This window comes from Vibrio sp. 1078-1, assembly GCF_033340475.1.
This window is the reverse complement of sequence record NZ_JAWOWM010000001.1, coordinates 804158-825140: the sequence shown is the minus strand read 5'-3', so window position 1 is coordinate 825140 and position 20983 is coordinate 804158. Positions and strand designations below refer to the sequence as shown.

The following is a 20983-nucleotide window of genomic DNA, read 5'->3' as shown; positions in this document are numbered from 1 at the left end:
CCCAAATAGGTTTCCTACTCGCATGAAACTCAATCTCTCAGCGAAATCTTCCAACCATCATTTGATAAGCCTAAGCAAAGTCATAAATTTGGTAACAATGCCCATAGCGCAATTAGTTTTCTTTCTACTTGAAACAAACCTCAGCCCAACGAGCTAAGCCCGCAGTTACTGAGCCAAAATAGTTTCCACTGACAACCGGAATACTTGGCAGTACGGTTTGAACCGCATCGCGCAAGATTGGCGAGCGTGCCGAACCTCCAGTCATAAAGATAGCATCGGGGTTAACTCCAGCTTGCTCTACCGCTTCTGTCACCAACGCCGTCATTTTATTCTTTGGCGACTGGATCGCTTCGATCATTTCGTCACGTTGTACATCAACTTCAATCGTTTCTGATAGTAAGTTGATGCCAGTTCGGTAAGAAGCTTGTTCTGAAAGTGCCACTTTTGCCTCTTCGGCACGGCGAACAATGTTGTAGCCTAAAGACTCATGATACACCTCTAGCAAACGAGCAAGTTTTTCTGGCTCTTGAGCCTGCTTTTGAAGCAACTTTAACGCTGATAGGTTCTCTCGCGAATAGAAGTCACTCTGCGCTTCTACATTATTGATTGCTATCGGGTTCCAGAATTGGGTAGTCGGCATCACAATACCTGACTCCATTTTACTTCCCATGCCAAAAGGGAACATGAGCTGCTTAAATGCTAGCGCGATATCAAGATCATTCCCGCCGACACGCTGGCCACTGTGAGCTAACAAGCTTGCGGTCCTATCTGCTTTGCCGCGCCAAGACGGTCCCATTTGGATCAACGAACAGTCCGTTGTACCACCGCCAATATCGACTACTAGAATGATTTTATCTTCGCTGAGTGTCGCTTCATACTCTAGGCCCGCCGCGACAGGCTCAAACTGAAACTCCACATTTTGGAAGCCCGCACGTTTCGCTGCCCGCAACAAAATGCGTTCAGCCTGAATGTTAGCCGTTTCACCGCCACGCCCATGAAAGTTAATTGGTCTGCCGATCACAGCATCGGTAATACTTTGCTGCGCATCGTTTTCGGCTTGAGACTTAATATTGTCCATCATCGCGCAGACAAGGTCTTCGAAGAAAGCCAATTGCACATCACGCAAGCCAGATGCACCAAGAAAAGACTTCGGCGATTTCACATAATAGATATCGCGAGGATCTTCCAAATAGAGATTAAGTGCAGCCTGACCAAACGCGATGTCGTCGGATTCTAAGTCAATACTTTCTTCTCGGTTTAAATTGATTGCCCGGCGTAAAACCTGCTCACCAACTTGATCTAATGGTTTAATATCTCGATGGCGAAATAAATGCTCGGATACCGATTCACGAGTCGGTGCAGCAAGGGTGGAAGGAATAAAAGGGCTGTTTCCTTCCAGATTAAGCAGTACTGGATCACCCGATTCCATTTTAGCCACTGAACAGTTTGCAGTACCATAGTCAAAGCCGATAAACATTGTTTCTCCCACTGTCCCACTGATTAGTGGCCTTTTGAGCGTTAAAAAGCTGGCAATGCTAACTTAATGGCATAAGAATTACTATCCCAAAATCAAGTGTAATTTAACGTGGAAAATCTATCTAAGGTACACTACTTTCTCTTTTTGCAGATGGCACAACAACCGCTACCAGTAAAGCTAACAGCAGGAACACAGGGCTAAGCATTAATCCATGCCAGATTGAATACCCATCATGGAACAGCCAGAATATACCAAGCGTCAGTAGGTACGAAAAGTAGCTGCAAAACACCAAGCTAATCGCGACAAAGCGCTTTTGATTAATAATAAGAATCCGCACTAGATACTGGCTAAGAATACCAGAGCAGCGCATGGCAAGTTGCCAATTAATGATAAAGAAAGCTAGCGCAATAAACCCAGCTACGACCAGTGCATCATGCGTGCTTAAAATGAAGTAGCTACCAAATCGGCTTATGATGACCGGATAATCGCCTTCGTATATCGTTGACCAAGATATTGCGTTCGCTGCTGCTACGTAATTGGCAAAATAAGCAATGGCGTAGAAAGTCGTTTGAGAACTGAACGGCTGAAATACATCCGTACAAAATCCTCGCAACTCTTCTTTGTTGGCGGTAGGCCCAACCCAGTCACGTTTTTTTTGAGCGGTACGCCCGGCAAACGCAGGCCCGTTGCGAAACAACAGCCAAAATATATAGAGTGCAAGTATAACCAAGAGTATTGAAAACATACCCTTCCCCCTCATAAATTATCGGCGCCACTGCCAATGGCGTTGGGGTCGTAAACTGCACTTCCCTGCTATACCTATTTGATTTATCAAAGACTTATTATGTTATTACCACCAAAATTCATTTAATGGCATGCTAAACAGCAACATTTTCACGCTTTGTGCGTGAAGTTCGAAAGCCTACTTTTAGGTTTAGCACAAAAATAACTACAGCAAAGCGTAAGAAAGGGATTCCGCATCCATCAATGAAGATGAGGCGTTAAGCAGAAGCTGCGACCGCAATGAGAAGAGAAGGATTCAAAGCGGCCATGCATGGACGAGAAGAGCAACTATTTCTCTAACTTTTCTTCAAATACACCAATCTCTCTGCCCAACCAAATCGCGCGTTCTGTGTGATCAAGTAACTCTTCTTCGCTTACTGGGTGAATAAGCACAGAAAAATCGCCTCGAATCGTATCAAGCCACGCCAAGAACTCTTCACTCAATGATTCTAGGTGAATTTCAAACATCGGCATTTTGTGTGGGCCAACTAACCTTCCAACTAATGGAAACACACGCAGCACATCTTGACGCTCTTGACGGATGATCTCGTTCAAGGCTTGCGCTTTATCTTGTTCTCTTAGGGGAAAATAAACATGAGCGTGGTACATAACTTCTCCATAATCACTTCCACTTGAGCACCACCTACTTTGGATAAGCTCAAGGACTGCCGAGGGTATACATTTGTAATGCCGTCACCCTACCTTGATTCCACTCTGTTGGGAAGAAGTTATGCATTCTCATAAGGTCGAGGCTTCGAGCACAACAAAAATTTGCAATTCATCATATAGCAACTGTTTGAGTTGATTCATTAATAATGACTCACTTTGTCAAATTTTACAGCCAAATTTTGTTGCAAATATGTTTCATTAACCAGTAATTAAATTCGAGTTTAAAAATACCACCAACAAAATAGCAGCATATTACTCTGCAAAATCAGGGTGTAAGCAAAACTTTACTACTGAGCGAAAGTCAAAATGAAGCATAATTTAACAATTTGTTTACACTTATTGTATCTGGCTATACCACGAATTAGTTAGAGGGTTAGATACAGAAAAGCCTTTCTCTGTATCTTGCGGTGAAATAGTCGCAGCGATGTTATCGACAAATAGTTTAAGGGACGAACAGATGCCTACCGCTATCGAAAGCACACGCAACCTTAGGTATGGCCTTTGCGCTGATATCAGAGTTTGAGTACCCATACAAACTCTGGTTTTGTATGAACAGCTGCAGTCCAAAAGACCCGCAGCGTCAAAAGGAGCTTGAGATGAACGTTCAGGCATTACCCATGCATCGGTTTATCGACCATCGTGGGGACCTAGTCGGCCAACTACCCAACTGGGCTGACACTGAAACATTGGTCGGGTTTTACCGAGATATGGTATTAACTCGCACTTACGACAACAAAGCAGTTGCCTTGCAACGCACCGGTAAGCTAGGGACCTATCCCTCACACTTAGGCGCGGAAGCCATAGGCATTGCGGTCGGCAGAGCACTTAAAGCCGATGATGTGTTTGTCCCTTACTACCGCGATATGCCTGCGATGTGGTGTCGTGGCATTGGCATGGAAAAGAACCTTCAATACTGGGGTGGCGATGAGCGCGGGAGTGATTTTGCTCCTGAAGGCAGTCCGGTTCCTAGCCGAGACCTTCCCTACTGTGTACCCATAGCGACGCAATGTACGCATGCTGTCGGGGTGGCTTCCGCGCTAAAAATTCAAGGTAACCATGAAGCTGCGCTAGTCATGTGCGGCGATGGTGGTACATCCAAAGGGGACTTTCTTGAGTCAATAAACTGCGCAGGTACTTGGAATATTCCACTTGTTTTCGTCGTAAACAATAACCAGTGGGCAATTTCAGTGCCGCGTAGTCTCCAATGTGCCGCCGATTTCTTATCAGAAAAAGCGCAAGGTGCAGGTATACCGGGTATTACTGTCGATGGTAACGATGTCGTCGCCGTTTATGATGCAACTAAAACCGCCCTTGAGAGAGCAAGAAAAGGGAAAGGCGCAACACTCATCGAAGCGGTGAGTTACCGACTGAGTGACCACACTACGGCCGATGATGCGACTCGTTATCGTAAAGAAGATGATGTTCAAACTGCATGGCAATACGAACCTATCGCACGTCTTAAAACGTACCTCCTTAATCAAGGCGCTTGGAGCGACGAACAAGAACAGCAATGGCTAGATTACTGTAAAGAGCAAGTAGAGTTAGCTGTTGAACGCTATCTGAGCTTACCGCCACAAGCACCAGAAACCGGTTTCGATTATTTGTATGAATCGCTACCTCAAGAGCTTCATGCACAAAGAGATGAACTCATCAACAAGGCAATGAGAATGCAGGGAGGCAGACATGGCTGAGCTAACGTTGGTTGAAGCAGTAAACCTTGCCCTGCACCACGAAATGCAACAAGACCCCAATGTTGTCGTATTAGGTGAAGACGTGGGCGATAATGGTGGTGTATTTCGTGCCACTGTTGGACTCAAGCAAGAGTTTGGTCTTAAACGAGTCATCGATACGCCACTCGCTGAAGCCTTAATCGGCGGGGTTGCGGTCGGTATGGCAACGCAAGGATTACGACCTGTCGCCGAATTTCAGTTTCAAGGTTTCGTTTTTCCTGCGATGGAGCACTTAATGTGCCACGCGGCTCGAATGCGTAACAGAACTCGCGGTCGGCTCACTTGTCCCGCGGTTTTCCGTGCGCCATTTGGCGGCGGTATCCACGCTCCGGAACACCACTCAGAAAGCGTGGAAGCGTTATTTGCTCACACTGCTGGATTTAAAGTGGTGATTCCTTCTTCTCCACAACGCGCATACGGCTTACTTCTCGCTGCAATTAGAAGCAATGATCCCGTCATGTTCTTCGAACCGAAGCGCATATATCGCACCGTTAAATCTGAAGTCGTTGATAACGGCGAAGCACTCCCACTCGACACCTGCTTCACCTTACGCAAGGGGCGAGATATCACGCTCGTTACTTGGGGCGCATGCGTCGTAGAGTCACTTCAGGCCGCACAAACCTTGTCTAGTCAGGGAATTGAAGTCGAGGTGATTGATTTGGCGAGTATTAAGCCAATTGATACCGCGACGATTTTCAGCTCACTAGAAAAAACTGGACGTTTACTCGTTGTTCATGAAGCGAGTAAAACTTGTGGTGTGGGATCTGAGCTATTAGCTCGAACCGCTGAACACGCCATGTGCTTACTTAAAGCCCCACCTAAACGAGTAACTGGAATGGACACCATTATGCCTTATTACCGTAACGAAGATTATTTCATGGTTCAGAAAGAAGACATTGTGACCGCAGCGCGCGAACTCGTGGAGGATTGGAAATGAAGACGTTTAATTTACCCGATCTCGGTGAAGGTCTCGCTGAGTCAGAAATTGTCAAATGGCACGTTAATGTCGGAGACATGGTTAAATTAGATCAAGTGATCTTAACCGTAGAGACAGCAAAAGCGACGGTAGACGTCCCTGCCCCCTATTCGGGCCGTGTGGTCAGCCGTCATGGTGAGGAAGGTGAAATCGTCAATATTGGTGCATTACTGCTAGAGATTGATGAAACAGGTGCCGGGAGAGAAGTAACGGCAGAGAAAAAAGCCACTGCTGACGCTGCAACCGTCGTCGGCAGCGTTTCTCACCAAGCGCATCATGTAAACGTTGATGATTTCTGGATAGGTGGCAACCACAACACGACAGAAAGTAACCTCGTTACCGCCCTGCCTTCGGCTCGCTTGTTGGCACAAAAACTTGGGGTAGATCTTAACCTCGTGTCAGGTAGTGGCCCGAACGGACTTATCGTTGATGCCGATATTTACGACGAAGCCGGAAAACAGCGTCCAGGCACCGAAGTTTTGAAAGGCGCTCGACGTACCATGGTGTCGTCTATGACCGAATCGCACGAACATGTTGCAGCCGTAACCATTACGGAAGAAGCATTGTTGGAAGATTGGCTGCCAAACGAAGATATCAGTATCCGCCTTGTTCAAGCGATTGTTCATGCGTGTAAAGAAGAGCCTGCTTTAAACGCTTGGTTTGATGCCGAAACCATGACACGCTGTGTACACACAACGGTCAATGTAGGAATTGCAGTAGATAGCCGTCATGGATTGTACGTGCCAGTCTTGCGCCACGCAGATGAATACGAGCCACAAGATGTTCGTCGTTGGCTCGATCAAACCGTTGAAGGGATCAGAGAGAGAAAAATCGGTCGTGAGCAATTGCAGCACGCGACGATTACGCTTTCCAACTTCGGCGCGATTGCCGGTATTTACGCAACACCTGTCGTCACACCGCCACAAGTCGCTATTGTCGGCGCGGGCCGAATACTCGACCGAGTTGTGATAAGAAATGGTCAAGCAATTTCGGTGAAAGCAATGCCGCTATCCGTAACGTTTGATCATCGCGCTTGTACTGGTGGTGAAGCTGCAAGGTTTACGAAAGTACTTGCAGAGCACCTGCAACGTCCGAGCGAAAAGTGACTTATTAAAATCAAATGATAAAGGCTTCCAATTTGGAAGCCTTTTGTTTTAGGGAACAAGACTATATCTACAGCTTCTCTAACAGCTCAGGCATTACCACAAACAAATCGCCGACCAATCCATAATCTGCAATGTCAAAAATAGGAGCATCCGGATCGCTATTAATTGCAACAATCACCTTGGAATCTTTCATTCCCGCCAAATGCTGGATCGCGCCAGAAATTCCGACGGCAATGTATAACTCCGGTGCAACAATTTTGCCGGTTTGCCCGACTTGATGGTCATTAGACACATAGCCCGCATCGACCGCCGCTCGTGACGCCCCTACCGCTCCACCTAGCTTGTCAGCCAATTGTTCTACTAAAACAAACTTCTCTTTACTCCCGAATGCACGCCCCCCCGACACCACTACTCTAGCCGCTGGCAATTCTGGTCGCTCACTTTCTGGCGTTTGTTGCGAAACAAACTCACTAAGTTTATTGATAATCACCGTGTCGACTTGAGTAAGCTTAGGGACAACTGGCGTGTCAGATAGCTCTGCGGCATCAAAAGCCGTACTTCTTATGGTCATCACTTTATAGAGATCATTCGACGTGACTCTCGCCAATGCATTTCCAGCATAAATTGGACGAATCACCGTATCGATAGACTCGATTGTCATCACGTCAGAAAGTTGACCAACATTAAGCAACGCCGCCACACGAGGCATCACATTCTTACCAAATGTACTGGCAGGAGAAAGAATGTGTGAGTAGTTTTTGGCTACTTGTGAGATCAAAGGTGCGATATTTTCCGCTAATCCATGTTCATATCCCTTCGCATCAACCCAGATAATTTCTGCAACACCCTGAACGCAATTCAACTCATCCAAAACTGATTGGCACTGATAACCAATAAGCAACACAGAAACAGGAAGCGATTTATCATCATCCTTAATCTCAAATGCCGCTTTAATTGCACACAGCGTCCCTACAGCCAACGATTGGTTGTCATGCTCTGCGAGCACAAGTGTTGCTAATGGTCGGTCTTCCATGGTCATGCCTCATATAACACGTCAGATCCATTACTTGAGCTTAGTCCACTTCACGTTAACGTCAACTGAGCTATAGTTTTCTGTATAGAAACCAAAACCTGTCACGCAGATGACGATAATAGAAAGGAAGCATAAAGATGGAACGAGAATGCATGGAGTTTGATGTCGTGATCGTGGGGGCCGGACCTGCAGGCTTAAGCGCCGCTTGTCGGCTAGCTCAACTCAACCAAGACAGTGAAGGTGACGCACTTTCAATTTGCGTTGTAGAAAAAGGCTCAGAAGTGGGCGCACATATTTTATCTGGCGCTGTTTTTGAAACTAGTGCCTTAGATGAGCTTTTCCCCAATTGGAAAGAAATGGACGCCCCGCTAGCAGCCTCAGTTCAACGAGATGATTTCCTTTATCTTACTACTGAACAAAACCATATTCGCGTTCCCCACTTCCTTACACCGCGTCCAATGATAAATGGCGAGAATAATTACGTAATTAGCCTTGCCAACCTTTGCCGTTGGCTCGCTAACCAAGCAGAAAATCTTGGGGTGGAAGTTTTTCCGGGCTTTGCCGCTGCAAGCATCAATTATGATCAGACTGGCGCCGTGACAAGCATTAACACGAGCGATATGGGACTAGATAAGAACGGCCAGGCCAAACCTAACTTTGAACCAGGTATCGAGCTAAGGGCAAAATACACCCTTTTTGCTGAAGGTTGTCGCGGACATCTGGGTAAAGAACTTATTCAAAGGTTCGACCTAGACGCAGGAAAGCAACCACAGCACTACGCGCTTGGCCTAAAAGAGATATGGGAGTTACCCACTGACAGTAAGGATGTATCTGGCAGTGTTATCCACTCCGCTGGCTGGCCCTTGAGTGAAACAAATACCACAGGCGGCGGTTTTCTCTATCACATGGAGAACAACCAAATCGCCGTCGGGCTTATTGTCGACTTGAATTACAGCAATCCTTACTTGAGTCCGTTTGACGAATTTCAACGCTTTAAGCACCATCCTGCTATTGAAACACATTTGAAAGGTGCTCAGCGCATCGCTTACGGCGCAAGAGCCATTGCGAAAGGTGGGCTTTCCTCTCTGCCGAGACAGCAATTCCCTGGCGGTTTATTGATTGGTTGTGATGCGGGGACTTTGAACGTCGCAAAAATTAAAGGCAGCCACACAGCAATGAAGTCCGGAATCATTGCAGCAGAAGCGGTACATACGGCCCGACAAACTGGAGCTTCTGAGCCAGACTACCAGTCGTTGTTTGAATCATCATGGTTGTATGACGAACTCGCCGAAACGCGTAACTTTGGCGCGAACATTCATAAGTTTGGCAGCATACTTGGCGGTGCTCTTTCGACTTTTGAACACAACCTGTGGCAACCACTGGTTAAGAAGCCGTTACCTTGGTCTATCAAGGACTATTCGCACGATCATGAGCAGTTAAAACCTAAACAAGAGTGCCACCCAATTGCATACCCAAAACCAGATGGTGAAATCAGTTTTGATAAGCCTTCGTCGGTATTTTTGTCGGGAACACAGCACGAAGAGAATCAACCTTGTCACCTTGTTCTGACTTACCCTCACATTCCAATTGATGTGAATTTAGGTATGTATGACGAACCGAGTCAGCGCTATTGCCCCGCTGGGGTTTACGAAGTGGTGGAAGTGGACAATAAGTTGAAGTTTCAGATAAATGCCGCCAACTGCGTTCATTGCAAAACCTGTGACATCAAAGATCCTTCGCAAAACATCACGTGGAAAGCACCAGAAGGTGGCGGCGGACCAAGCTATCAAAACATGTAGATACGTTAGTATGTTGACGATCTAACAAATGGATAAACAAACCGATTGGCAGAGCCTCATTACTCCTGCCAATCGACAAAATGATCAAGCAAGAAGTCGATAGCCAATCGCGCTCGTAGTGGTAGAAAGTGACGATTCTGATAAACAATCCAGCTGCTGTTGCCGCTTCCCCAATACGGCTCTAGTATTGGCACCAAACGACCAGACGAAATAGCATCGTTGAAACTACTCTTCGGTAAGTACGCCACACCTAATCCTTCTGCACAGGCTTGCAAGACCGTGTGTGCGTTATTGCTCTTCCATCTGCCCTGCACTTTTACGCCATCTAAAGGCTTGCCGTCTTTTTCAAACAACCAAACGTCCTTATTGGCAATAATGCAGCTATGACGCTTGAGTTGCTCTGGGTGCGTTGGCAAACCATGTTCATCGAGATAACGCTGACTGGCTGCCGCTGCCATGGGACGATCCACCAGCTTTCTCGCAACCAAGCCTGAATCACTCAACCTGCCGTAACGAATGGCAAAATCGAAACCATCTTCAATAAAGTTGACCATGCTGGTGTTGAAGTTAATTTCAACCGTGAGATTAGGATGTTGCGTGGCAAACGCCATCAAGGCAGGCGCTACATGGTTCTCAGAAAACGCACCAGCGGCACTCACACGTAACGTACCACTCAATTGAGTTTGCTGCGTGGTGAGTTGCTCATTGGCTTGCTGAAGCCCAATCACCAACTCTTTACACTGTTGATAATACGCTTGCCCCGCTTCCGTTAGACTCACCATTCTTGTCGAACGTGCTAACAAAGCGACACCTAATCGCTCTTCTAGTCTTGTGACTTGGCGACTGACGTGACTGGTACTGCAACCTAACTGTTTTGCCGCTGCAGAAAACCCTAAGCTCTCAGCAACCGTAACAAACTCATTGATGCCTTCAAAACTGTCCATACTTACCTTTGCTATATAGCAATAATGTTTTGCCAATTAATCATATTATCACTTATTTGTTTAGCAATTAGTATGAAGGTGTTCAACAAATATACGTAAGCCAAAAAGGAAACCATCATGAAAAAAGTACTCATCATTGTGACGAACCATGCGACCCTTGGTGAAACTGACCAAGCAAACGGAACTTACGCGCCAGAGCTCACTCATGCGCTTAGCGAGCTACTAGGTGCAGGCTTCGATTACGACATTGCCTCTATCAAAGGCGGGCAAGCACCACTGTACGGAACCGACATCGAAGGCGACGCAGTCAACGAGAAAATCTTAGCGGATGATGATTTCCAGAACCGCATCAACAACACGATTCCAGTATCACAAATCAACGGTGACAACTACGATGCGATCTTCTATCCGGGTGGCTTTGGTCTTCTTTCAGACCTAGCGAGCAACGAAGATTTTGCCAAGATTTCTGCAAAACACTATGAAGATGGCGGTATTGTGGCAGCAGTTTGTCATGGTCCAGGCGCTCTTCTCCCTATCACGCTTAGCAATGGCGAAAAGCTGCTTGCGTCTAAATCAGTAACAGGTTTCACTCGCGAAGAAGAGATCGACTTCGGCACCATCAACGATATCCCATTCCTATTGGAAGAATCTCTTGCACGCAGCGCAGCGCGCTACTCTAAAGTGCAACCATGGCAAGAGTTTGTAATTGTGGACGACCGAGTCATCACAGGTCAAAACCCAACGAGCGCACACGGCGTAGGCAGAGCGATTGTTGAACACCTAGCTTAAACGCGCCGGAAACTACAACCATCCTAGAAGAGGAAAGCGTGCTTTGTCATGCTTTCCCTTGCTACAGGCGATCGCAAGATGCGCTTATACTTCTACCCCTGCTTCATCTTCTTCTACGATATCCGTTTCTTGGTTCGCCTCTTCCAACCATTGCTGTAAAGATTCACTTGCTAGCACCTTTTGTTGGTAAGCTTTGGCACCTTCCGATAACTCGATGCCGTAAGTTTGGAAACGCAATGCCACAGGTGCATACATAGCATCCGCTATCGACCATTCTCCAAATAGCCAACCGTTTGGATGCAGTTCTGCTTGCTCTGCCCAAATGGCGTCAATACGAGCAATATCTTTAAGCGCACCCTTCGTTAAGTCGACTTTTCTGTGTGCGCGGATGTTCATTGGGAGTTCGTTTCTTAAATCAAAGAAACCCGAATGCATTTCTGATGCAATGGCGCGTGCTTTAGCTCGTTCTGCGGAGTTGCTTGGCCAAGCTTTACCTTGTAAATATTGCTCGTTAACGTATTCCAAAATCGCTAATGAATCCCACACGGTTGCGTCACCATCCACCAAGGTAGGTACTTTCGCGGTTGGTGTAATACCTTCCAAGGTCTTATAAAAATCTTCTGTGAATAATTTGAGCTTGGTGACTTCGACATCTAGTTTGAATTGAGAAAAGATCAACCATGCGCGCAGTGACCAGCTTGAGTAGTTTTGATTAGCAATAAACAGTTTCATGACGCCTCCATGCGGTTCGTGTTTTGATTACCCATTCACAATATCTGATTGTATTTAAGGGGACTAACGGATAGTTTTGATGGAACACTTCAACAAAAACGATGGATGAGTTTTAGATATGGATATCGATGCGTTACGCAGCTTTCTGGCTTTTGTAGAAACGGGCAGTTTCACTCGTGCAGCCAAGCAGATTAATCGCACCCAATCAGCGTTCAGTGCACAAATGCGTAAGCTAGAAGACGAACTCAGCGTCAGCTTGTTTGAAAAAGAAGGCCGTAACCTCGTATTGAGTGAAGCGGGACTGGCACTGCGCTCTCACGCCGAGCAATTGGTCAGCTTGCACAATCAAGCACTGAAACAAGTGAGGCGCTATGAAAACAAGCGCCCTCTTCGCTTAGGTTGCCCCGAGGATTACAACGACAATATCTTGCCTAAAGTCATCCGCGTATTACAGCAATCTGAGCCCACATGTTCGATTCAAGTCTTTAGTGAGCCAAGCATCACCTTGAGAGAAAAACTCGATGAAGGAAAGCTAGACGCCGCTATTGTGACAAGAGCACCGGACAGTGAAGAAGGTTACTGGCTAGCAAGCGACAAAGGCGTATGGATTGCTCACCCTGATTTTGACATTGAGAACGCCCAACCTCTCCCTCTCGCCCTATTCCAAACCGACTGTAAATACCATGCGGCAGCAGTAGACGGATTAACCAAACGTGGCACTCCTTATCAACTACTGGCATGTTGCAATACGGCTTCTGCACAACGAGCAATTGTACGTTCATGCATGGCTATCGGTGCGATGGGCAGTATTAGCGTTAGCGAGGATCTTAAGATCTTAGACGATATGCCATCGCTACCTTCCGTGGATATCGTTTTGGTCACGGGCGTCGAGCCTCATCCGATACTGGATAAAGAATGCTTGGCGCAATTGGTTGAGTTAATGGCTTAACTGAATTCGCTAACCAATCACAAAGTTAAATTGGCCAGTTAATCGCCCGTCGGTTCGTATGGTTTCAAACTGTAGATAATCTCGGGCTTTGCCACCCCACCATTCATCACCAGTATTGCCTTTTAAGTACAACTGAGTGGTCAGAAGCTCTTGGTTATCCCGCCACAACTTAACGTGAATGTGCGGTGGACGAGAGGCATAAGGCACGGGGTACAAAGTCTGGAATAAGTAGCGACCATCCGATTGAGTTTCTACCGCGCCAAAACCTGCAAAGTGAGTATCAAACTTATCATTATTTGGCTGCTTAGGGTGATCGTAAATCCCCTGCCCATCGCATTGCCAGATTTCTACTTTGATGCCTGAAACTGGGTTTCCCGATGTATCTACGACTTTACCTTGCAACACGATAGCTTCACCGACCAAACCTTCTGATTGCAGAATCAAGTTTTGACGAAGAGGAATGTCCACTACTGGATAAAATGGCCCTTCAGTTTGTGCTGGCGTTGGCCGCATTGGTGTTTTCGCTTTTAATGAGGGTGCGAACAACAATGTCCAAAGCGCTAAAAAGTGTCTTCTTTCCATGGTGCCACCAATACAATTGCGTTGAATTAAGTTTGGGGGAACTTGAGGAATTTGCCATGACGAATATAAAAAATGCCCCTGCAAGAGAGCCATTCGCAGAGGCACTGTGGAACTAAATGATGAGTGTTGATTGAAGGATTATGCGGCTTCGAACGCCAATGCTTTCTTCTCTACCTGACGGAAAATGAGAGTTAGCACACCATTTACCGTTAAATAAAATGCGCCTGCAATACCAAATACCGTCAACGTATCGTAAGTTTGTGCGTTAATGCGCTGCGCGTAACCCATCAGATCCATGATCGTGATCGTGCTCGCTAATGACGTGCCTTTGAAGACCAAAATCACTTCGTTCGAATAAGCCGGAACGGCACGACGAATAGCGTATGGCAGCAGCACTTTTAGCGTTGCGGTTTTGTTCATCCCTAGAGCACGACACGCTTGCCATTGACCAGAAGGAATCGCGTTAAACGCGCCTTTAAACAGCTGAGTGCTGTACGCCGCGGTATTAAGCGCTAACGCTAACATCGCACAGAACCAAGGTTGGCTTAACCATGTCCAAAAAACACTTTCTCTCACTACATCAAACTGACCCGGACCGTAGTAAACCAAGAAGATCTGTACCAACAAAGGCGTACCAGTAAACAAGGTGATGATGCCACGGCTTACCCAATGCAAACCCGGAGTACGTAGGATCAGAGTCAGCGTCATCATCAAAGCTAAGAGGCAGCCGACAACCAAGGAAGCGGCGGTTAATTGAAGGCTAGTACCTAAGCCATCCACCATTTGCCAAACGTGTTGTTCGTTCATGCGGTTGCCTCCTGTCCCATGCTCATGCCTTGAATTGAGAACTTCTTATCAATCAGTTTGACGGCACGTTGTGTAATCAAAGTGATGCCTAGGTAAATCGCCGCAGCGGTTGCGTACCATGTAAACGCTTCATGCGTCGCAGCAGACGTTAGCTGCGCTTGTTTCAACAAATCCGTTACGCCAATCAGTGATACAAGCGCGGTATCTTTCAACAGAACCAACCATTGGTTAGTTAAACCTGGTAGCGCGTGTCTTACTGCTTGTGGCAAAACAATGCGAACAAAAGCATGTGCCTGACTGATGCCTAGTGCACTTGCTGCCTCTCTTTGCCCTCTTCCAACGGCTTTCAATGCGCCACGTAGAGTTTGAGAAGCATAAGAAGCGAAGATCAACGACAACGCCACTACACCAGACAAGAACGGGCTAACTTCAATAAAGTCGCCGGTGATTAAAAACAGAACCTGCGTCGAACCAAAATAGATAAACAACACGACAAGGATTTCTGGCAAGCCACGTACAATCGTCACAAATGCCGTCATTGGCCATTTAACGAAAACGCGGCGAGACATTTCACCACTGGCGAATACCACTGCCAGAATCAAACCGACTAAAAGGCTTGTGAAGGCTAGCTGGACAGTCATCCAACTAGCTTGAACAAGCGATAAAGAGTAACCCGTTAGTGCCATATTACTTACCGAAGTACTTGTTGTAGATTACGTCGTATTCGCCGTTCGCTTTCACTGTTTTCAGTGCCGTGTTCAGCTTGTTCACTAGCTCGTCGTTACCTTTGTTTACTGCGATACCGAAACCGTTACCGAAGTATTTAGAGTTAGTTACGTGCTCACCCACATACGCTAGGTTGTCTTCTTTCTTGAACCATTCTGCTACGACTGCTGTGTCACCGAATACAGAATCAATACGGCCATTCTTCATATCGATGAATGCGTCTTGGTAGCTTGAGTAAGGAACCGCTGTTACGCCCGGCATTTGCTCAATCAGGTAGCTTTGGTGTGTTGAACCGTTTTGAACACCAACACGCTTACCTTCTAGTGCTTTTTGGTCAGCCACTTTTTCTTTGATAGAAACAAACGCTGCTGAGTTGTCGTAGTAAGGGTCAGAAAAGTTCACTTGCTCCAAACGCGCGTCAGTAATATCCATTGCAGAGATAGCCGCATCGTAACGCTTGAATTTTAATGCAGGGATCAGGCTGTCAAAAGATTGGTTGTGGAAGGTACATTTTGCTTCCATTTCTTTACATAGTGCATTCGCCAGATCCACATCAAAACCTTGGATTTGGTTGTTTTCATCCATGTATTCGAACGGTGCGTAAGTCGCTTCCATCGCAAATTTGATCTCTTCTTGTGCTGCTGCGTTCGCTGCCATGGTTGCAGAAGAAAGGCCGATTAGTGAAGCTAGTAAAATCTTTTTCATTGCAATACTCCGTGTGTACTTAGTGGGCTGACACTCGCAATGACAGCCGAGCTTATCTGTTAAATAGACTGAACTTTAAAAACGTAATTTAGTGATTTAGGTAGTCAGCAAACTGGGCGGTTTGCGGGTTAGAAAACGAATCATTTGTGCCGTGCTCGACGATGTATCCTTTTTCTAGATACAGTACGTGGCTAGCGATTTTTTTAGCAAAATCGACCTCATGCGTTACTACGACTTGGGTGATGCCAGTTTCGCTTAAATCTTTAATAATCTTAACGACTTGGTTAGTAATTTCCGGATCAAGCGCAGCGGTCGGTTCATCAAAAAGCAAGACTTCCGGTTTCATCATCAATGCACGAGCAATCGCCACACGTTGTTGCTGACCACCAGAAAGCTGCATCGGCCATGCATCCGCTTTGTCTGCCAAATGCAGCGTTGCGAGAATTTGCATTGCTTGGTTCTTCGCTTCTTCTTTATCCATGCCAGATACTTTTACCGGAGCCTCAATCAGGTTCTCCATTACTGTCATATGCGGCCATAAGTTGTACTGCTGGAACACCATGCCTACTTTACGACGAAGTGCTAAACCTTGTTTCTCTTTGATTTCAGTAGAGAAATCAAAAACATCATTTGCGATGTTTAGCTTGCCGTTATCCGCCCCTTCAAGAAGGTTAAGAACACGCAGTAGAGAGCTCTTACCTGCGCCACTTGGACCAAGTAACACCAGTGTTTCCCCGCTTTCACACTTAAAGCTGACATCGTGAAGCACTTGTGTCTCACCGTAGGATTTATTGATTCCGCTTACCTGAATAGTCATGCTGACATACCGCATTAATTGTCACTTGGTATTTATATTACTCAACTGGACTTTTTATGCAATAAAAATGTATAAAAATTTAATTTGTTAATTTTTTGTATGATCTGCAACCACCAAGACAGAGTATCTGACTGGTTTGAAGAGTGAGTTTTAACTGAATTTGTTGAAGAAAATCCAACGACATGGTGACGACCGAAACAAGGTTAAAATGGTGGTTATTTTTGTGCTGACGTGTAGAGGAAGTTTTGAGTCTATGAGGATGATCTATTCCAAGTACACCCGCTCATTTTTGCACAGCACCCCCTATTAGTTTTCCTGTAAAGTCCTCTATGGCAGGGTCCTGATTACGACTTCGCGAATGGACTATAATTTCTCTTTGTATCTGACTCTTAATTTGAGTCATCTAAGTATTAATGGGATAACTCCATGTTGAAGTCGCATTGTTTTTCTCTCGTTACACTCATTTCTTTGAGCTTGCTTTCTGTGCCCAACGTTTGGAGTAGAACAGCAATCGTGTTACCTGGGTTGCATGAACAGGGTATTGATCTTCAAGATAAGCCTATCTCTGCTGCCGCTGCACTTGAATGGGAGTTGGATAATGCCGATATCGTGTTTGGAGCTTACGAAAATAAGAGTGATAACGAGCGTGTAAAAGCGCTTGGTTACATGTACAACCAAAAGCTGGAACTTAACTCAGGTTGGCTGGAAAGCGATATACGTAACCAAGCAGAAATAAATAACATCGATTATGAGGACTTTTTTCTTCATTTTTCGGAAGACACTATCCTAGCTGAAGTCGACTCAAGCCATGGTGAAAATACTCTGCTAAATCGCAAACCGATGATCGTTGGCTATACCGCCAGCGCTGACCACGCCGGTTTTTGGCTATATCAACCACCGCCATGGGATGCTGATGTATTCGGTCAGGCGAATAATGGTGGTGCCCTCTATGTTTATCACTCAGAGAAGTTCGACCGCTTAACCCTTACTTTCTCCCAGTTTGCTCAAGGCGGCAGCATCACTATTGAATACCCTTCTGCCATCGATTCGTTTGGTCTGGTAACAGAATGGAAAAGCTTCGCAATTAAAAAAGACAAGACTGAGAACATGACTAAAAACCAAACGGTAAACTGGTCTGTTCCTTCGGATTGGGTTCGCGCTACGACACACGATGGTAGCGGACAAACCTATGGTGGCGGTCAGTATTTTGGGTCCACTTTTTTACGCGACGGCGGCCGCCTTTACGTTGCGAAAATTACTTGGCATGACGACAACATAGAAAACCGCCCACGCCTCGAAAACATTCAACTCAAAGATAGCTTCCCTGTCGTCAATGTCTCAGGAGCACCAACGGAGACACCTGAAGGTCAAACCATTCAGCGCTGGCGACAAATTCGAGGTTTTGACGAATCAGCTGATCGAAACCAAGATAATTATCTTTCTTGGCAAGAGTTCAAGAGCCGCTCAAATAAGAATGCAACGGCACGATTTCGTTGGGAGTCACGCGTTATTCCATTTGGTCGCATGTGGAATCAAACCTCTTCTTGGGCATTAACCAACCTCGGCAATCCCGATCTTGCCAACGCAATACACCACTATTACCAAGCTGAATGGGCGAAACAAGGTTTAAACGGTGCGTACAACGACGATACGAATAAGTTACTCGGAGAAAATCAGTTCTACGTTTATTCCGGTGGTACGGTGGATGAGCTTGGTTTGGTGGCGGGAAGCCAAGCCGCTGATGATGCATACAAAGCGCAATTCTCGGCGTTCTTAAACAAATTGGCGACGCTGGATGCGGATGCGTTAATTGGCCTCAACATAGGCACGGCCAACTTATTCGGTCGTAACGGCCAAAACCACTTGGTTGGTGCTGGCTCCTTGTACTTGCGCGAGCACTACCTTTTCCCTTCCACTGGCTTTAGTGGCTATGCTGGCTTGGCTAAGTTTTGGGATAACGCTGCTCTCGCCAAAGTTGGCCAGAAAGTGATTTATCAAGCAACAACGCGTTATGGTCGCGTTCAATACTTTGGTAACACACAAAACAATTGGAAGCAGGACCAATATTCTGCACTAGCGGTGTTCTACTTAAACTATCACCCTGAGCGCAGTTACTTCAGTCAGTGGAATAATGGTTACGTATATGGAAGCAATAACACCACCGGTAACAACTTCTGGAAGGCAAGCGTACCAAAGAATATTGCTTATCAACCTAGCACCTTACTTGCCATCGATTTAGGTACGCCGGCCAATCAAATCCCAGATGGGTATCAGGCGACTCCGCTAATGATGTCCACCAGCACGCCCTATTCCGCCGATTACACGGTGATTGGAGATGCTTCTATGAGCAAAGTGGCTCATCCTGACTTGCCTAATGGCGCTATCGATTTGTTACCAACCCATACGTACTTTGCGTATCGCTCAGAAGATACGGTAGTGATGCATGGCCCTACGGAGATGGTGTTAGCCCGCGAATTCACCAAAGGCCGAGTGCTGTATCGGACTGATTTCTCTGGCAAGAATATCGATTACTTCTCCTCACCGAAGATAACTATCGCACTTCCAGAGCCTATGCGACCTGTAGATCAAGACGGTAACATCGGCGACTATGTTTCTCACATTGAGATCGGCGGCTACGAAGGGGTGTTCTTGCTGTATTAACTCCCTTTCAATCACTCTAACTAAACGCTTCATAAATCGCCGTTTTTATGCTTAACGTCACTGAAAAAACCTTGTTCACTGAATCTTTATAAACCGATGTATATACTGAAGTAAATGACAACGACAAGGAAATTCAGTCACATGAAGACGACACCTTCCATGCTCTCTGTTCTACTGCTATCGGCATTATCAACTCATGCAAATGCGGATGAATGTGGAAAAATAACCATCGCGGATATGAATTGGAATTCGGCCAGCTTAATGGCGCACATCGACCAATTTGTCTTAAATGAAGGCTACCAGTGCGATGCGGAATTGATCCCTGGTGATAGCGTTCCTACGGGCACCTCTATGATTGAAAAGGGACAACCTGACGTTGCGCCAGAGTTATGGACAAACGGCATTAAAGAAGCGCTTGATAAAGGCATTGCGGATAAACGCTTGCGCATCGCTGGTGAATCGCTTGTCAATGGCGGTGAAGAAGGGTTTTGGGTTCCCGCCTATCTGGTAAAACAGTATCCAGAGCTCGCGACGATAGAAGGCGTCATTAAACACGCCAAGCTGTTTGAACACCCTGAGGATGACGACAAGTTCGCCTTTTATAGCTGCCCTGCTGGTTGGACATGCCAAATCACCTCCGGTCACTTGTTTAATGCATTAGGGTTAAGTGAGCACGGCTTTGAGATGGTTGACCCAGGCTCTGGCGCAGCATTAGCTGGCACCATCGCCAAAGCCTATGATCGCAAAATGCCTTGGTTTGGTTACTACTGGTCACCAACACCCGTATTGGGCAAGTATGATATGGTCAAAGTGGATTTTGGTAGCGGAACGGATCTGGAAGAGTATCGCAACTGTACCACCCAGCCTGATTGTGCTTCACCAAAAGTAACAATGTACCCACCTTCTCCAGTTCGCACAGTAACAACTGAGGCATTTGCGAACAAAGAACCCCAAGCATTCGCGTACTTGCAGAAACGCGGATTTACCAACGAGCAAATGAGTGAAATGCTGGCCTGGATGGAAGATAACTACGCAGATGGTGAAGAAGCGATGTTTTACTTCTTTAATACCTACCCTAACTTATGGAAAGGTTGGGTATCTGAAGACGTAGCGGTGAAAATAGAAAAAGCGCTTTGATGATTGATACTTAGAGTGCCACAAATCATTTAACCTCCCATACCGTTTGAATAAACGGCATGGGAGACTAATCAACGATTCGTTAATACATGGTGTGGCCATTCAATGTTTCTTTAGGAATCTCTTGCAGAGCGTCCCAATGTTCGACGATTTTCCCATTATGATCAAAACGAAAGAAATCCATCGTCACGTATTCAATATCATTAGGCCATGTTTGGTGAGTGTGTAGTGCCACCAAATTCCCCTCAGCAATGGCTCGCACAAACGTAATGTCTTTATTGGGATACTCGTTTTGCATCCGCTCAAAATACTCGATAAAAGCCTCGGGGCCATTTCCAACTAATGGATTGTGCTGGATGTACTCATCGCCAACGTAGTCTTCAACCGCCTTTCTTGGATTACCTCGATAGGCAGTTTCGTAAAACGCAATGGCATTTCTTTTGTTCTCTTGCAGGTCCATTTTTCTTCCCTATGTCGCTCTACTTGGTATTTAACGATAATCATAGCCTTAGAACCTAAGAAGTGACCGAACATCGCGCACAAAAAAGGCCGCTAAACCGC

The 20983-nt window shown here is 46.1% G+C and carries 21 protein-coding genes; 8 read left to right on the top strand and 13 right to left on the bottom strand.

The window, feature by feature from the left end:
• Nucleotides 1–124: 124 nt before the first annotated feature.
• The 4 genes from yegD to R7190_RS03625 form a co-directional block, all read right to left on the bottom strand.
• Nucleotides 125–1477, bottom strand: coding sequence for a molecular chaperone (gene yegD / locus R7190_RS03640; RefSeq protein ID WP_025767684.1), 1353 nt, complete (start codon nt 1475–1477; stop codon nt 125–127).
• A gap of 121 nt (nt 1478–1598) precedes the next feature.
• Nucleotides 1599–2222, bottom strand: coding sequence for a hypothetical protein (locus tag R7190_RS03635; protein ID WP_186585238.1), 624 nt, complete (start codon nt 2220–2222; stop codon nt 1599–1601).
• A 326-nt stretch (nt 2223–2548) separates the two neighbouring features.
• The gene (locus R7190_RS03630) at nt 2549–2869 is read right to left on the bottom strand and encodes a DOPA 4,5-dioxygenase family protein (protein ID WP_005375836.1); all 321 of its coding nucleotides are present in this window, start codon (nt 2867–2869) and stop codon (nt 2549–2551) included.
• A 396-nt stretch (nt 2870–3265) separates the two neighbouring features.
• On the bottom strand, nt 3266–3460 hold the full coding sequence (locus R7190_RS03625; RefSeq protein WP_186585236.1) for a hypothetical protein: 195 nt from the start codon (nt 3458–3460) through the stop codon (nt 3266–3268).
• Nucleotides 3461–3525: 65 nt separating this feature from the next.
• Here R7190_RS03625 and pdhA point away from each other — a divergent pair, with 65 nt between their 5' ends.
• Genes pdhA through R7190_RS03610 form a run of 3 tightly spaced genes read left to right on the top strand, consistent with a single transcriptional unit; the run spans nt 3526 to nt 6741 of the window.
• Nucleotides 3526–4620, top strand: a complete 1095-nt coding sequence (pdhA, locus tag R7190_RS03620) for a pyruvate dehydrogenase (acetyl-transferring) E1 component subunit alpha (protein WP_025998586.1) — start codon at nt 3526–3528, stop codon at nt 4618–4620.
• Nucleotides 4613–5596, top strand: a complete 984-nt coding sequence (locus tag R7190_RS03615; protein ID WP_042521051.1) for an alpha-ketoacid dehydrogenase subunit beta — start codon at nt 4613–4615, stop codon at nt 5594–5596. Before pdhA ends, R7190_RS03615 begins: the two co-directional genes overlap by 8 nt.
• On the top strand, nt 5593–6741 hold the full coding sequence (locus R7190_RS03610) for a dihydrolipoamide acetyltransferase family protein (protein WP_175413489.1): 1149 nt from the start codon (nt 5593–5595) through the stop codon (nt 6739–6741). The genes R7190_RS03615 and R7190_RS03610 overlap by 4 nt, the downstream gene beginning before the upstream one ends.
• Before the next feature lie 67 nt (nt 6742–6808).
• Here R7190_RS03610 and R7190_RS03605 read toward each other — a convergent pair whose 3' ends face one another.
• Nucleotides 6809–7774, bottom strand: a complete 966-nt coding sequence (locus tag R7190_RS03605) for an electron transfer flavoprotein subunit alpha/FixB family protein (protein WP_054574341.1) — start codon at nt 7772–7774, stop codon at nt 6809–6811.
• A gap of 137 nt (nt 7775–7911) precedes the next feature.
• Between R7190_RS03605 and R7190_RS03600 the strand changes: the two genes are divergently transcribed.
• On the top strand, nt 7912–9573 hold the full coding sequence (locus R7190_RS03600) for an electron transfer flavoprotein-ubiquinone oxidoreductase (protein WP_186585234.1): 1662 nt from the start codon (nt 7912–7914) through the stop codon (nt 9571–9573).
• Between the two features lie 59 nt (nt 9574–9632).
• Here the strand turns inward: R7190_RS03600 and R7190_RS03595 are convergent, their stop codons facing one another.
• Complete coding sequence (locus tag R7190_RS03595; RefSeq protein WP_186585232.1) at nt 9633–10517, bottom strand: LysR family transcriptional regulator; 885 nt, start codon at nt 10515–10517, stop codon at nt 9633–9635.
• A 117-nt stretch (nt 10518–10634) separates the two neighbouring features.
• On the opposite strand from R7190_RS03595, the gene R7190_RS03590 reads away from it, so the two are divergent.
• Nucleotides 10635–11306: a type 1 glutamine amidotransferase domain-containing protein gene (locus tag R7190_RS03590; protein WP_005388562.1), complete on the top strand. Its 672-nt coding sequence runs from the start codon at nt 10635–10637 to the stop codon at nt 11304–11306.
• An 84-nt stretch (nt 11307–11390) separates the two neighbouring features.
• Here the strand turns inward: R7190_RS03590 and R7190_RS03585 are convergent, their stop codons facing one another.
• The gene (locus R7190_RS03585) at nt 11391–12038 is read right to left on the bottom strand and encodes a glutathione S-transferase family protein (protein WP_065275366.1); all 648 of its coding nucleotides are present in this window, start codon (nt 12036–12038) and stop codon (nt 11391–11393) included.
• A 118-nt stretch (nt 12039–12156) separates the two neighbouring features.
• On the opposite strand from R7190_RS03585, the gene R7190_RS03580 reads away from it, so the two are divergent.
• Nucleotides 12157–12987, top strand: coding sequence for a LysR family transcriptional regulator (locus R7190_RS03580; RefSeq protein ID WP_186585230.1), 831 nt, complete (start codon nt 12157–12159; stop codon nt 12985–12987).
• Nucleotides 12988–12996: 9 nt separating this feature from the next.
• On the opposite strand, the gene R7190_RS03575 is transcribed toward R7190_RS03580, so the two are convergent.
• The 5 genes from R7190_RS03575 to artP all read right to left on the bottom strand — a co-directional run bounded on the left by R7190_RS03575 (nt 12997) and on the right by artP (nt 16624).
• Nucleotides 12997–13569 (bottom strand): protocatechuate 3,4-dioxygenase, encoded by a 573-nt coding sequence (locus tag R7190_RS03575; RefSeq protein WP_171345436.1) that lies wholly within the window; start codon nt 13567–13569, stop codon nt 12997–12999.
• 138 nt (nt 13570–13707) lie between these two features.
• Nucleotides 13708–14376: an arginine ABC transporter permease ArtM gene (gene artM, locus R7190_RS03570; protein ID WP_186585226.1), complete on the bottom strand. Its 669-nt coding sequence runs from the start codon at nt 14374–14376 to the stop codon at nt 13708–13710.
• Nucleotides 14373–15062, bottom strand: coding sequence for an arginine ABC transporter permease ArtQ (artQ, locus tag R7190_RS03565; RefSeq protein WP_005388570.1), 690 nt, complete (start codon nt 15060–15062; stop codon nt 14373–14375). The genes artM and artQ overlap by 4 nt, the downstream gene beginning before the upstream one ends.
• Before the next feature lies 1 nt (nt 15063).
• Nucleotides 15064–15807 carry an arginine ABC transporter substrate-binding protein gene (locus R7190_RS03560; RefSeq protein WP_186585224.1) on the bottom strand — a complete coding sequence of 248 codons (744 nt, stop codon included), beginning with the start codon at nt 15805–15807 and terminating at the stop codon, nt 15064–15066.
• An 88-nt stretch (nt 15808–15895) separates the two neighbouring features.
• Complete coding sequence (gene artP / locus R7190_RS03555; protein ID WP_101911867.1) at nt 15896–16624, bottom strand: arginine ABC transporter ATP-binding protein ArtP; 729 nt, start codon at nt 16622–16624, stop codon at nt 15896–15898.
• A 426-nt stretch (nt 16625–17050) separates the two neighbouring features.
• Here artP and R7190_RS03550 point away from each other — a divergent pair, with 426 nt between their 5' ends.
• Nucleotides 17051–19285 (top strand): hypothetical protein, encoded by a 2235-nt coding sequence (locus tag R7190_RS03550; protein WP_186585223.1) that lies wholly within the window; start codon nt 17051–17053, stop codon nt 19283–19285.
• 141 nt (nt 19286–19426) lie between these two features.
• Nucleotides 19427–20422 carry an ABC transporter substrate-binding protein gene (locus tag R7190_RS03545; RefSeq protein ID WP_186585222.1) on the top strand — a complete coding sequence of 332 codons (996 nt, stop codon included), beginning with the start codon at nt 19427–19429 and terminating at the stop codon, nt 20420–20422.
• 82 nt (nt 20423–20504) lie between these two features.
• On the opposite strand, the gene R7190_RS03540 is transcribed toward R7190_RS03545, so the two are convergent.
• Nucleotides 20505–20882, bottom strand: a complete 378-nt coding sequence (locus tag R7190_RS03540) for a nuclear transport factor 2 family protein (RefSeq protein WP_005390944.1) — start codon at nt 20880–20882, stop codon at nt 20505–20507.
• Nucleotides 20883–20983 lie beyond the last annotated feature (101 nt).

Excerpts from the sequence above, each read along its gene's own strand:
- artP (WP_101911867.1), bottom strand. The coding sequence starts at position 16,624 with ATGACTATTCAGGTAAGCGGAATCAATAAATCCTACGGTGAGACACAA.
- R7190_RS03560 (WP_186585224.1), bottom strand. The coding sequence starts at position 15,807 with ATGAAAAAGATTTTACTAGCTTCACTAATCGGCCTTTCTTCTGCAACC.
- R7190_RS03550 (WP_186585223.1), top strand. The coding sequence starts at position 17,051 with ATGTTGAAGTCGCATTGTTTTTCTCTCGTTACACTCATTTCTTTGAGC.
- R7190_RS03600 (WP_186585234.1), top strand. The coding sequence starts at position 7,912 with ATGGAACGAGAATGCATGGAGTTTGATGTCGTGATCGTGGGGGCCGGA.
- R7190_RS03580 (WP_186585230.1), top strand. The coding sequence starts at position 12,157 with ATGGATATCGATGCGTTACGCAGCTTTCTGGCTTTTGTAGAAACGGGC.
- R7190_RS03635 (WP_186585238.1), bottom strand. The coding sequence starts at position 2,222 with ATGTTTTCAATACTCTTGGTTATACTTGCACTCTATATATTTTGGCTG.
- artQ (WP_005388570.1), bottom strand. The coding sequence starts at position 15,062 with ATGGCACTAACGGGTTACTCTTTATCGCTTGTTCAAGCTAGTTGGATG.
- R7190_RS03610 (WP_175413489.1), top strand. The coding sequence starts at position 5,593 with ATGAAGACGTTTAATTTACCCGATCTCGGTGAAGGTCTCGCTGAGTCA.
- R7190_RS03615 (WP_042521051.1), top strand. The coding sequence starts at position 4,613 with ATGGCTGAGCTAACGTTGGTTGAAGCAGTAAACCTTGCCCTGCACCAC.
- pdhA (WP_025998586.1), top strand. The coding sequence starts at position 3,526 with ATGAACGTTCAGGCATTACCCATGCATCGGTTTATCGACCATCGTGGG.
- R7190_RS03545 (WP_186585222.1), top strand. The coding sequence starts at position 19,427 with ATGAAGACGACACCTTCCATGCTCTCTGTTCTACTGCTATCGGCATTA.
- R7190_RS03605 (WP_054574341.1), bottom strand. The coding sequence starts at position 7,774 with ATGGAAGACCGACCATTAGCAACACTTGTGCTCGCAGAGCATGACAAC.
- R7190_RS03540 (WP_005390944.1), bottom strand. The coding sequence starts at position 20,882 with ATGGACCTGCAAGAGAACAAAAGAAATGCCATTGCGTTTTACGAAACT.
- yegD (WP_025767684.1), bottom strand. The coding sequence starts at position 1,477 with ATGTTTATCGGCTTTGACTATGGTACTGCAAACTGTTCAGTGGCTAAA.
- artM (WP_186585226.1), bottom strand. The coding sequence starts at position 14,376 with ATGAACGAACAACACGTTTGGCAAATGGTGGATGGCTTAGGTACTAGC.
- R7190_RS03595 (WP_186585232.1), bottom strand. The coding sequence starts at position 10,517 with ATGGACAGTTTTGAAGGCATCAATGAGTTTGTTACGGTTGCTGAGAGC.
- R7190_RS03590 (WP_005388562.1), top strand. The coding sequence starts at position 10,635 with ATGAAAAAAGTACTCATCATTGTGACGAACCATGCGACCCTTGGTGAA.
- R7190_RS03575 (WP_171345436.1), bottom strand. The coding sequence starts at position 13,569 with ATGGAAAGAAGACACTTTTTAGCGCTTTGGACATTGTTGTTCGCACCC.
- R7190_RS03585 (WP_065275366.1), bottom strand. The coding sequence starts at position 12,038 with ATGAAACTGTTTATTGCTAATCAAAACTACTCAAGCTGGTCACTGCGC.
- R7190_RS03630 (WP_005375836.1), bottom strand. The coding sequence starts at position 2,869 with ATGTACCACGCTCATGTTTATTTTCCCCTAAGAGAACAAGATAAAGCG.
- R7190_RS03625 (WP_186585236.1), bottom strand. The coding sequence starts at position 3,460 with ATGGGTACTCAAACTCTGATATCAGCGCAAAGGCCATACCTAAGGTTG.